This window comes from Sporosarcina sp. P25, assembly GCF_002743235.1.
In the GTDB taxonomy this organism is placed as follows: Bacteria; Bacillota; Bacilli; order Bacillales_A; family Planococcaceae; genus Sporosarcina; species Sporosarcina ureae_B.
On record NZ_PDYV01000018.1, the window covers coordinates 19,341 to 31,476 of the forward strand.

The following is a 12,136-nucleotide window of genomic DNA, read 5'->3' on the forward strand; positions in this document are numbered from 1 at the left end:
TTAGGAGATGTGAACATGCGAGTTTTATTACAGCGTGCGAAAGACGCTTCCGTAACAGTTGGCGGAGAAATTACAGGCTCCATTTCAACTGGCTATGTGTTGCTTGTCGGCATCACACATGACGATACCGAACAAGACGCCACGTATATTGCGAATAAAATTGCTGGCTTGCGTATCTATGAAGACGATGAAGGAAAATTGAATCGTTCAATCAAAGAAATCGATGGCGCGATTTTGTCCGTATCTCAGTTTACTTTGTATGGCAACGTACAAAAAGGGCGCCGTCCAAGTTTTATCGAGGCGGCCAAAACTGATGTGGCAGAACCGTTGTGGGAATACTTCAATGAACAACTGCGCAGTCTTGGACTTTATGTTGAAACAGGCCAATTTGGTGCCACGATGGACGTGCAGTTGACGAATGATGGTCCTGTGACATTGATGATTGAGTCTAGGTAAGTGAAGTGGTGCGTCTATGAGCGGATGTGGGTCGTGATAGAGCGCTTGACGTAGGTCTATGAGCGGATACCAGGTGCCATAGAGCGGTTAGGACGTTTCATAGAGCGCTTATGGACGTTAATAGAGCGGATAAATGTTTTGAATGAGCGTTTGCTAGTGCTGACCAACATATATAATTCACCAAAGAAGTTGACAGTAGTAGCAGTTACGACTAACATAGATAGTAATCGAATTAATTCACATACCGATGATGTGGAAAATACCTTTACTATAGGCTGGAAAGAGAACGGGGAACTTGGCTGAAATTCCCTGACAGAACCGTAAAGCGAACAACACCACGGAGGATTCATGCTGAAATTAGTAGGCGTGGACGGAACCGGCCGTTATCCGGATTCGAGTGGGCACTTTTGTGTCAATTTGGGTGGAACCGCGGAAGCTACAAGCTCTCGTCCCTGTTTTATTAGGGATGGGAGCTTTTTTGTGTTCTCAGAAAGTTCGCCCGTTATTAGATAATCGAAAGGAGTTTTACTAATGAATTTTAAAGTTCCCCGCGGTACGCAGGATATTCTTCCTGATGTTTCTTGGAAATGGCAGCGCGTTGAAAAGATCGCTCGTTCGATTTGTGATGTTTACAACTACAAGGAAATCCGTACACCGATTTTCGAACAAACCGAATTATTCCAGCGCACAGTCGGTGATACGACAGATATCGTGCAAAAAGAGATGTACACATTCACGGATCGAGGAGATCGCTCGATGACATTGCGTCCAGAAGGTACAGCGCCAGTCGTGCGTTCATTCGTCGAACATAAAATGTTTGGCTACGCAGATCAGCCCGTGAAGCTATACTACACAGGTCCAATGTTTCGCTATGAGCGTCAACAAGCTGGCCGTTACCGTCAATTCGTCCAATTTGGCGTAGAGGCAATCGGCAGTGATGATCCAGCAATCGATGCAGAGGTAATCGAGTTGGCAATGAATATTTATAAGAAAACAGGTCTTTCGGATATCAAACTGGTACTAAATTCACTTGGCGACAAAGAATCACGCGATGCACACCGAGAAGCGCTGATTGCACACTTTAGCCCAAATATTGCGGAATTCTGTTCGGACTGCCAAAACCGTCTAGAGAAAAATCCATTACGAATTTTGGATTGTAAAGTGGATAGAGAACATCCATTGATGAAAACAGCGCCTTCACTCGCGGATTATCTCAATGAAGAATCGAGCGCGTACTTCGAAAAAGTGAAGAACTACTTGGACATCGCAGGCATCGAGTACGAATACGATCCCAATCTTGTCCGTGGACTGGATTACTATAACCACACTGCATTTGAAATCATGAGCACATCCAAAGGTTTTGGCGCGATCACGACACTATGTGGTGGCGGACGTTACAACGGACTCGCTGAAGAAATCGGCGGCCCACCAGCACCGGGTATCGGCTTCGCTCTTAGCATCGAGCGGCTTTTGCTAGCGCTTGAAGCGGAAGAAAAATCTTTCACGGACGAACCGTCACTCGACGTCTACATCGTCACACTTGGCGATGCAGCACGACAAAAAGGCTTCGAGATTCTCGGCAAGCTACGCAAGAATGGTTTACGCAGCGTGATGGACTACATGGACCGCAAGATGAAGGCCCAAATGAAGTCCGCTGACCGCTTGAAAGCGAACTACGTCATCGTCATCGGCGAAGACGAAGTGAACGAAAACGTCGTTCAGCTGAAGAACATGGCGGGCGGAGAACAGAAAAAGGTTACGGTTGACGAATTAATTGGGGAATTGGAGAAGTAAGAGCTTGTAACGTCATGGGGATTTCCGTTCCGAGCGGACGCTTTCCTGCGGGCATGGCTTGAGCCAAGCGAACAGCGAAGGGTTCGCTTTGCCGTATTTCTGTTTACTTTGCAGAAATTAAGGCATCTGTCCGGGGTCTCAAGGCTCATGCTTATCCCGCGGGAGTCGCCGCTCTGCACTCCACTCCCTACCTTTAGAGTAGGGAGTACTCTGTTACTGTTCTTGAATTTAAATTTTAAAGAATTAAAAAGCAGTACACTTATTCACTCATAAATTTCAATGGAGTCACTAACTAATCATAGTCCCCACTTAGGATTGGAGCGTAAGAGGGGCGACTCCGGGAGGATCAGCCCGACAGGTGAGACAACTAAAGGGAGCACAGCGACCTAGTTGGCTCACCGCGGGCCCTCTGGAACGCGTCCCCTCTGAAGCGTAAATCCCAAGCACAACACCATTTCACTCTCTATAGTACTTTTACTTTTTTAAATTAAAAATACAAACTCAAACATCAGAAGGGTAGTGTAGTCACTATGCAACGCACACATTATTGTGGGAACTTATCAGAACTACAAATCGGAGAAGAAGTCACGCTCAAAGGCTGGGTGCAGAAGCGCCGTGACCTCGGTGGACTCATCTTCATCGACGTCCGCGACCGTGCAGGCATCGTCCAGACGGTCTTCAACCCAGATATCTCAAAAGAAGCTCTCGAAATCGCTGAAACATTGCGTAACGAATACGTCATCGAAGTCACAGGTCTCGTCATCGAACGTGAAGAGCGTACGAAGAACAAAAACATTGCAACGGGTGCAATAGAAGTTCAAGTGGTGGAAGTCAAAGTCATCAACGAAGCGAAAAACCCACCGTTTACTATTGAAGACGAAACGGACGTAGGTGAAGAAACGCGTCTGAAGTACCGTTACCTCGATCTTCGTCGCCCAGAGCTTGCAAAAGTTTTCAAAATGCGTTCAGATATTACGAAAACAGTGCGTAACTTCTTGGATGAAGAAGGATTCTTGGAAGTAGAAACACCGATCCTAACGAAATCCACTCCTGAAGGCGCGCGTGACTATTTAGTACCAAGCCGTGTTCACGAAGGTGAATTCTACGCATTGCCACAGTCCCCACAGTTGTTTAAGCAGTTATTGATGGTATCAGGCTTCGACCGTTATTACCAAATCGCTCGTTGTTTCCGTGATGAAGACTTGCGTGCAGACCGTCAACCGGAATTCACACAAATTGATATGGAAATGAGCTTCATGTCAATCGAGGAAATTTTGGAGCTTAACGAACGTTTAATCAAGAAAGTAATGAAAGATGTTAAACAAGTGGATGTTGAAACTCCATTTAAACGTATACCATATGATGAAGCGATGGGACGTTTCGGTTCAGATAAGCCGGACACTCGTTTCGGTATGGAATTGACGGATGTATCTGAAATCGTCAAAGACTCTTCATTTAAAGTATTCGCTGGCGCAGTTGAAGCGGGCGGCCAAGTTAAATTGATCAACGTTAAAGGCGCGGCGGATAAATATTCACGCAAAGATATTGATGCACTTGGCGAGTTTGCAAAAGTATATGGCGCGAAAGGTATGGCTTGGTTGAAAGTGACGGAAGACGGCTTCAATGGCCCCATTGCGAAATTCTTCGATGGAGAAATCGGCGAAGCGCTAAAAGTAGCTGGCGGCGGAGAACCTGGAGATTTGTTCTTATTCGGAGCAGATAAGAAATCTGTTGTAGCGGATTCACTTGGTGCATTGCGTCTGAAGCTTGGAAAAGAATTAGACTTGATTGACCAATCTCAATACAACTTCCTATGGGTGACGGACTGGCCGTTATTCGAGTACGACGAGGAAGATGGCCGTTATTACGCAGCTCATCACCCATTCACGATGCCTGCTGATGTGGAAGAATTGAAAACAAGTCCTGAAACTGTAAAAGCCCAAGCATATGACTTAGTGTTGAACGGTTATGAGCTAGGTGGCGGATCATTGCGTATTTATCAGCGTGACGTACAAGAAGCGATGTTCAAGGCACTTGGATTCACGGAAGAGCAAGCGCGCGAACAATTTGGCTTCTTGTTGGATGCGTTTGAATACGGTACACCTCCACACGGTGGAATTGCGTTCGGTCTAGACCGTATCGTGATGTTGCTTGCTGGATCTACCAACTTGCGTGACACGATTGCCTTCCCTAAAACAGCTAGTGCAAGTGATCTATTGACTGAAGCACCAAGTACTGTGGATGATGCACAGTTAAAAGAACTTGGGATTAAAGTAGTTGCTGAACCAGTAAAAAAGTGAGTAAACAACTATTTTAAAAGACTTCGCTCAAATTGATTGAATTATAAAAAAACATGTGATAAGATGAAGGTAGTAGAAATCCTGAAGTGTTCGTCATTTGTAAATTAGTTTTGACCCAACATCTTATCGTCGGGAGTTCAACGTTATAGCTTGGCTGACATGCCTTTAAACGGGACGTCAAAAGAGTTATACAGGACACCCACCTGCTATTAGCGGGTTCAAAGCGATATTCAAAGACGGCACAGTCGGGATTTCACTTTCTTACAAACATTCACCTTCTTGCTTACGCAAGGAGGTTTTTTATTGCCTAAAATTCAGTTAGTTGCGCGTGTGCAGGAAACTGTTTTAGGATAGAGTAAATACAATTTATGATAAAGGATGCGGTATGGATGTTACATCAATTTTCGAGAAATGAATTATCGATAGGTAAAGAAGGCGTAGAGAGAATGAAGGGCAAGACAGTTGCGATTTTAGGCGTCGGGGGAGTCGGTTCATTTGCAGCTGAAGCATGTGCGCGGACAGGAGTTGGACGTATTATTTTAGTCGATAAAGATACGATTGATGTCACCAATATCAACCGCCAACTCGTCGCCTATTTATCGACGGTAGGGCGTTCTAAAGCCGCTGTCATGAAAGAACGAATTGCAGATATCAACGCAGACTGTGAAGTGATTGATCTACATATGTTCTATACTGAGGAAACGTCTGAAGAATTCTTCTCGTACGCGCCGGATTATGTGATCGACGCTTCAGATACGATCAGCTATAAAATTCATTTGATCCAGCAATGTGTCGAACGCGGAATTAAAGTGATTTCGAGCATGGGCGCTGCCAATAAAACGGATCCAACACGTTTCCGGATTGCGGACATTTCGCAAACGCATACAGATCCATTAGCAAAAGTGATGCGTCTTCGTTTGCGCAAGCTGGGTATTCCTAAAGGTGTACCTGTTGTGTTCTCGGATGAAAGCCCCATTGTTGTGCGTGAAGATGTCCTTGAAACGGTCGGAAATGCCGATGCATCGATCCGAAAAGCACAAATGCCTCCAGCTTCCAATGCATTTTGTCCGTCGGTGGCGGGTTTAATTCTCGCCAGTTGGGTATTAAATGATATAGTGGCAGATATTCCTGTGGAACGTGTCAATGATGCCAAATAAAGGAGAGGTTATATATGGAAACAACCGAAATGATCATTAATGGAAAGCGACTTGGTGCGGATCTACCGCAAATCGAAGTAGTGAATCCTTCAACTGGTGAGACAATCGGTGCCGTACCTAAAGGCGGCAAAGCGGAAGCAACGCAAGCGGTCGATGCGGCTTCTGCTGCATTTTCGGATTGGGCAGCTTTGTCTGCGTATGAGCGCAGTGCGTATTTAATGAAATGGCATGCCTTGATTGAGAAAAATGAGGAAAGTATAGCTGAAACTATGACGGCTGAGCAAGGGAAGCCTTTAGCGGAAGCACTTGGTGAAATGCGTTATTCGAATGGATATATTAGCTGGTTTGCAGAAGAAGGTAAGCGGATTTATGGTGAAACCATTCCTGCTACGCAATCCAATAAGCGAATGTTCGTCCAAAAGCAACCAGTAGGTGTCATCGCGTCGATTACGCCATGGAACTTCCCTGCAGCTATGATTGCACGTAAAGTCGGCCCTGCACTTGCAGCAGGCTGTACAGTTGTGATGAAGCCCGCTTCTCAAACTCCATTGACTGCGATTCGTTTAATTGAGCTTGCACAAGAAGCAGGCATTCCTGACGGTGTGCTGAACCTCGTAACGGGCAGTGCGAGTGAAATTGCAGAAGCTTGGCAGGAAGATGGTCGCGTGCGCAAGCTGACATTTACAGGATCTACTGAAATCGGCAAAACATTGATGAAAGGTGCAGCCGATACGATGAAGAAGATTTCATTGGAATTAGGTGGACAGGCACCCGCGATTATTATGGCTGATGCGGATCTTGATAAAGCAGTGGATGGTGTCATCGCGGCAAAATTCCGCAATGCAGGACAAACGTGTGTCTGTGCGAACCGTATTTACGTACATTCATCGATTGCAGAGGAATTCACAACACGCATTGCAGAAGAAACAAGGAAATTAAAAGTCGGCGACGGCAAAGAAGAAGGTGTCGTAATCGGTCCATTAATTGATCAGGATGCAATTGATAAAGTGGACGAGCATGTACTAGATGCAAAATCCAAAGGGGCAACAGTCGTTACGGGCGGTGAACATATTGAAGGGTTATTCTACCAACCAACGGTCTTGAAAGACGTAACCGACGAGATGCTCTGTATGGAAGAAGAAACATTCGGCCCTGTATTGCCAATTGCGACGTTTGAGACACAAGAAGAAGTCATCAAGCGTGCGAATGATACAGTATTTGGATTAGCAGCATACGTCTTCACGGAGAACATCACACGAGGTATTCAACTATGTGAAGCATTAGAGTATGGGATCGTAGGTCTGAATGATGGCTCGCCATCCGCACCGCAAGCTCCGTTTGGTGGCTTTAAACAAAGTGGTCTTGGGCGAGAAGGTGGACATCAAGGTATAGACGAATATCTGGAAGTAAAATATATCTCACTAGGTTTATAATAAAAGGAAGCAAAAAGGGAGAGCTGTACTCTTCCTTTTTGCTTCTTTTAATTGGTATGGAATTCGCGCAAAATACTATTGCCATCCAGTACTTTAAAATGCGCAGTCATCGTGCGGTCTTGTACACTGTCTGCCGCAACATGATGGCCGAAATCGGGGACATAGACGCGATCGAGACCAAAATTCACGATGTAATGGTCGTTCTGGCGATACTCTCGGTCGGTGGTCTGTGCCAGCCAGCCCATTAAATAGACACCTTCAGCAGGTTTTTTATCGCTTAATGAAACTAATTCAGCGACACCGTTGTTGTGTTCCAATACGCCAAATACCCGTGTCTGACCGATGTCGTTAGGTTTTTTTAATGCTGTCACCAAACTAGGGGTCATGCGCTCCTTTGGTACTTTTTCGACGTCGTAGCGAAGTAGGACATAATTTTCGTTTGCATCTTGCTCGGTAATCGTTTCTGATTGCAGGTAGATATCCGTGCCGTTTTGAATTGTGGTGAAGTAAGGAATTGTAAGACTAGCTAAGATGAGCAGTGGAACGATGAAGAGTATGGATATACTGAATTTACTATGTTTGGGTCCCATTTCAGAGTCACCACCTTTTCTGCCGTTTTCATAAAAAGTGTTCTTCTTATGTACAGATAGCATGTGCAGATGATGTATGTTTTAGTAATTAATTACCCAGTTTTTTATTTAGGAAACCTCTCACAATGGTTATGTATATAGTAGAGTGGGGTGGGTAAGGGGAGTTGTGTGCTTTTGTGATGTGTCTGCGCGAGGCGAGACAGAGGAAACGCATGAACTCCAGTACCTGATAATCAGACAAACAATGTTCCCGTCCAACACTAAGTTCATTCTATACATGGTGCGCACCCCTATCCTATTCACTATTTCTCTAACACAAAAACTGCCACAACAAGTCATAGCGACTAGTGTGGCAGTACTTTTATTAAATCAATAATCCAAACAATGTACTATCTTTGTTTACTTCTTTATAAGGGAATCCGTTTTTTTCCATGCGAGCAATCAGGCCGTTATAGTCTTCTTTGTGTTTAATCTCAATTCCGACAAGACCTGGACCGCTCTCTTTATTATTCTTCTTCGTATACTCGAACATCGTAATATCGTCATCCGGTCCAAGTACACCATCAAGGAACTGGCGTAGTGCACCTGCGCGTTGTGGGAAGTCGACGAGGAAATAATACAGTAAGCCTTCGTAAATCATCGACTTCTCTTTGATTTCCTGCATTCTACCGATGTCGTTGTTTCCACCGCTGATCACACAGACGACGCACTTGCCTTTGATTTCATTTTTATAGAAGTCGAGTGCTGCAATGGGAAGGGCACCTGCTGGCTCGGCGATGATCGCGTGTTCATTGTATAGATCGAGAATTGCCGTGCATACTTTACCTTCAGGGACGCTGACGATATTTTCGAGATAGTTATTGCAAATATCGTAATTCAGATTACCTACACATTTGACGGCCGCGCCATCAACGAATTTATCAATCGTTGCCAAAGGGACAACCTTTTGCGCATCGATAGAAGCCTTCATGCTCGCTGCACCTGCTGGCTCTGCACCGATCATCTTCGTATGCGGAGACAAGTTTTTGATGTATGTACTAATTCCGGACATCAATCCACCGCCACCGATACTTGCAAATACATAATCAATTGGCTCTTCGATATCATTCATGATCTCAACAGCTACTGTTCCTTGACCTGCGATGATATCCTTGTCATTAAATGGATGAATGAAAATACGCTTTTCTTTTTCCATCAATTCAACCGCTCTCTCGAAACAATCGTCGAACGTATCTCCGACTAAAATAATTTCAATGCGATCGCGTCCGAACATTTTCACCATGTTTACTTTTTGTCTAGGAGTTGTTTGTGGCATGAAGATTTTGCCGTCAATATCGAGTTTCGCACATGCGAACGCTACACCTTGTGCATGGTTACCTGCACTCGCACAGACAATTCCTTTTTTACGTGCTTCTGTTTCGATGCGTTTCATCTTATAATAAGCACCGCGCAATTTAAAGGAGCGGACATGTTGCAAATCTTCACGCTTAATATACACATGGCAGTCATACTTTTCTGATAGACGATCATTTTTCTGTAAAGGCGTATGAGCTACGATGTCTTTCAGCAGCTGATTGGCGATTAAGATATCTTCTACTTGAACACTTGGAGTTTCCATTTTTTTCACCTTCATAACTTATCATCTAACCTCCGTTATTGAGTCAACGTTTACTCATAATAACATGAAAAAAACTGAATGAACACAAGAAAGTTCAAAATTGTGAGTTTATTTTAAGAATAGCGACTTTATTTTAAAAAGGCTTGTAGATGTAAGCGGTTACTTCGTTGGCGAAGACTTTCGATAAATTGGATAGATCAATCATTTGATTTATTTATTATATAAAGGAGTTATTTACCTGTTATACCATAGCATTAGACAGTACATGTAGATTGCATTTCAGATTATGCACGAGTAAGTGGTGTTTAATTCATAAAACATAAGGGAAAACTAGTGGATGAAGAACTAACACACCAGGAAGGAAGCGTTTATTCATGCAGAAATGGGATAGTAGACCCGAAAAGCCGGATAATATGCAATGGACGGTGTTTGTCGTAACTCTTGTCATTATCGCGGCTGTAATAGTTTACGGGTTGATCATGTAAAGAGGTGAGAAGTGGTATGCCATAAGATGGGCGTACCACTTTTTAATTTCATCTTTTACAATTCCTTCATTCGTCGCGCTCTTTTGTATTCTGTCGCGTAATAAAAGATTTCATCCGAAAAGAGTGACAAATCTGACGACTCTGTTATATATTAGTCTTAAGAAAAGTTGCTGTATCAGTACAGCGAATCACACAAACCGAATGGAGGAATGAACGATGAAAAAGAATACAGAGCAGAAAAGACAAATGGTGGAAAAAGTTTGTACGGAATGTGGAAATCAGTTCAAGGAAAAGCAAGAGTCCGTAATGTACGAATGTGAGCGTTGTGTCGGACGACATGAAGAATAATCATCATCCTATGCCCCCTTATACGGGGCATAGGATTTTTTATGGATGAAAGTTTAAGGAAGCGATGCGCGTAAAGTTATTGATTTGCTAACAAAAAAATTCGTGAAACCGTGCCAATGCTGACTATATATACATTTCACATGAAAGATATCCTAAAACCATCCGAACGATACCGTGATTTCTTTTTCATAATCCTATCCAATTTGTTAGTATAAGTGGATAGAGTGTGTGGAACGCTCTATCGATAGTCTTAAAGTTGCTCACGTGTAATCCGTTCAGCTCGCAGATGAAAAACCTCATTCGGATAGCAATGGGATACTGTATACAAATTTAAATTATATAGGGGTGTATTAGTTTGGATGACAAAAAAGATGTATTAGATAGCGGTCCTTTCTTTCATGGAACAAAAGCAGAACTGAAAGTTGGAGATTTATTAGAACCACAATTTCTATCAAATTACCAAGATAAAAAATCTAACTATATATACTTTACTGCAACAGTAGAAGCGGCTAAATGGGGTGCGGAATTAGCAAGGTCTAAATCAAAAGAGAGAATTTACCTTGTAGAACCAGTGGGTGTTTTTGAAAATGATCCCAACTTAACTGACAAAAGATTCCCTGGAAATCCAACACGTTCCTATAGGTCTAAATCTCCTTTGAAAATAGTTGCCGAATTAAGTTCATGGGAAAGACATTCCGACGAAGAGATAAATCATATGCTAACTTCTTTAAAAGAGTTAAAAGAACAAGGGAAAAATGTAATTGAAGATTAATTCTTACTATCTCTTAAGGAGTAAAGGAAGCATATGTAAAAAGTCCGATTTCTTAGTATACAATTGAGAAATCGGGCTTTTTCATTTCCTTAGAAAGAGCCCGTTAACGAAAGGTATTATGCAGAATAAATCATATCCTTAGCCCTTGTTAAAGAACTTCGAATGAATAATGTTTTAGAAAAACTGAGAGTGGTATAGAATGATAAGATGTATTAAGTATGTTGGAAAGGAGGATGTGTGTATGGCGTACATTGGTTTATTATTAATCGCAATCTCAGTATTGATTGTCGCCATCTACCTTTCATTGTTACTAACGAAGGCTTCGAACTTATTGCTGACGGTTATGGGAACGGTAAAAGGGGTAGAGGCAGAGCTCGACAAAAGCATTGAACAATTATATGGAACTTTACATGAGACTGAACAACTGGCGACAGATGTTCAAGTGAAACTCGCTGCAACGACGCCTTTATTTTCTACTATCGAAAATATTGGACGATCAAGCCAGTACTTGAGTGAAGAAGTAAACAAGCGGACAAGACAATTTGAAGAGGATGGTTCTCTTCCAGGAACAGAAAAGTTTGTTCAAGCCATCCAATATGGAGAGTTTGGTGCCCAAGTTTACGATTCATGGCAACGTGGCAAAAAGAGTTTAAAAAATACGTAAAAGGAAATGAGGGTTGAGAATGGATCTCGTTGGAATTGGCGTCATACTCATCGGTATCGCCTTCGTCATTTTAGCTATTTATTTTGCTAAGGTATTACAACAAGTTGGAAATATACTACAGGACGTTGATAAGACGGTAGGTGCGCTTCCAAAGCAACTGGATGGTATTTTAGATGAAACAGGAGACCTAATTAAAAACAGTAATAATTCGTTAGCAGATATCAATACAAAGATTGAAAATCTAACTCCATTGTTCCAAGTGATTGGTGACCTTGGAGAGTCTACACATCAGTTATCCTCTTCGTTAGTGGACATGTCTTCATCTGTTCAACAAAAGGGAGATCATGCGGACACATCAGAGCAAAACAAGAAGCTAGGTAACATCTATGGTTCCGCTATGTTAGGTTATTATATCTTTAAAAAGCGTAAGCAATCTGTGAGCGCGGCGAAAGATCGTGCCGAACAGGTCGGCCCACAAAAAAAGTTACCAGCACCAGATCAAGCATCGTTTTAAGTGCT

The 12,136-nt window shown here is 43.0% G+C and carries 11 protein-coding genes, 1 other RNA gene and 1 other annotated feature; of the genes, 10 read left to right on the plus strand and 2 right to left on the minus strand.

Annotation, left to right across the window (positions count from 1 at the left end; all coding sequences use genetic code 11):
* Positions 1-15: 15 nt before the first annotated feature.
* The 6 genes from dtd (at position 16) to CSV70_RS13345 (ending at position 7,140) form a co-directional block, all read left to right on the plus strand.
* On the plus strand, positions 16-456 hold the full coding sequence (gene dtd, locus CSV70_RS13320; protein ID WP_099626879.1) for a D-aminoacyl-tRNA deacylase: 441 nt from the start codon (positions 16-18) through the stop codon (positions 454-456).
* A gap of 238 nt (positions 457-694) precedes the next feature.
* Positions 695-913: a binding site (T-box leader), on the plus strand.
* A 74-nt stretch (positions 914-987) separates the two neighbouring features.
* Positions 988-2,250: a histidine--tRNA ligase gene (gene hisS, locus CSV70_RS13325; protein WP_099628531.1), complete on the plus strand. Its 1,263-nt coding sequence runs from the start codon at positions 988-990 to the stop codon at positions 2,248-2,250.
* A gap of 530 nt (positions 2,251-2,780) precedes the next feature.
* On the plus strand, positions 2,781-4,550 hold the full coding sequence (aspS, locus tag CSV70_RS13330; RefSeq protein ID WP_099628532.1) for an aspartate--tRNA ligase: 1,770 nt from the start codon (positions 2,781-2,783) through the stop codon (positions 4,548-4,550).
* 75 nt (positions 4,551-4,625) lie between these two features.
* Positions 4,626-4,806, plus strand: a non-coding RNA gene (ssrS, locus tag CSV70_RS13335) — 6S RNA.
* Between the two features lie 133 nt (positions 4,807-4,939).
* Positions 4,940-5,707: a tRNA threonylcarbamoyladenosine dehydratase gene (locus CSV70_RS13340; protein ID WP_099627544.1), complete on the plus strand. Its 768-nt coding sequence runs from the start codon at positions 4,940-4,942 to the stop codon at positions 5,705-5,707.
* Between the two features lie 14 nt (positions 5,708-5,721).
* The gene (locus tag CSV70_RS13345) at positions 5,722-7,140 is read left to right on the plus strand and encodes an NAD-dependent succinate-semialdehyde dehydrogenase (protein ID WP_099628533.1); all 1,419 of its coding nucleotides are present in this window, start codon (positions 5,722-5,724) and stop codon (positions 7,138-7,140) included.
* A 47-nt stretch (positions 7,141-7,187) separates the two neighbouring features.
* Here CSV70_RS13345 and CSV70_RS13350 read toward each other — a convergent pair whose 3' ends face one another.
* The gene (locus tag CSV70_RS13350; RefSeq protein ID WP_158232344.1) at positions 7,188-7,730 is read right to left on the minus strand and encodes a GDYXXLXY domain-containing protein; all 543 of its coding nucleotides are present in this window, start codon (positions 7,728-7,730) and stop codon (positions 7,188-7,190) included.
* Positions 7,731-8,094: 364 nt separating this feature from the next.
* A complete protein-coding gene (ilvA, locus tag CSV70_RS13355; RefSeq protein WP_085130988.1) occupies positions 8,095-9,363 on the minus strand; it encodes a threonine ammonia-lyase IlvA in 1,269 nt (422 codons plus the stop codon).
* A gap of 686 nt (positions 9,364-10,049) precedes the next feature.
* On the opposite strand from ilvA, the gene yhfH reads away from it, so the two are divergent.
* From yhfH to CSV70_RS13375, 4 genes are all read left to right on the plus strand, one after another.
* Positions 10,050-10,181 carry a protein YhfH gene (yhfH, locus tag CSV70_RS13360; RefSeq protein ID WP_099627541.1) on the plus strand — a complete coding sequence of 44 codons (132 nt, stop codon included), beginning with the start codon at positions 10,050-10,052 and terminating at the stop codon, positions 10,179-10,181.
* Between the two features lie 355 nt (positions 10,182-10,536).
* Positions 10,537-10,953 carry an NAD(+)--rifampin ADP-ribosyltransferase gene (arr, locus tag CSV70_RS13365; protein WP_099628534.1) on the plus strand — a complete coding sequence of 139 codons (417 nt, stop codon included), beginning with the start codon at positions 10,537-10,539 and terminating at the stop codon, positions 10,951-10,953.
* Between the two features lie 241 nt (positions 10,954-11,194).
* The gene (locus CSV70_RS13370; protein WP_158232421.1) at positions 11,195-11,617 is read left to right on the plus strand and encodes a DUF948 domain-containing protein; all 423 of its coding nucleotides are present in this window, start codon (positions 11,195-11,197) and stop codon (positions 11,615-11,617) included.
* 19 nt (positions 11,618-11,636) lie between these two features.
* Positions 11,637-12,131: a DUF948 domain-containing protein gene (locus CSV70_RS13375; RefSeq protein WP_233191815.1), complete on the plus strand. Its 495-nt coding sequence runs from the start codon at positions 11,637-11,639 to the stop codon at positions 12,129-12,131.
* Positions 12,132-12,136: the final 5 nt, after the last annotated feature.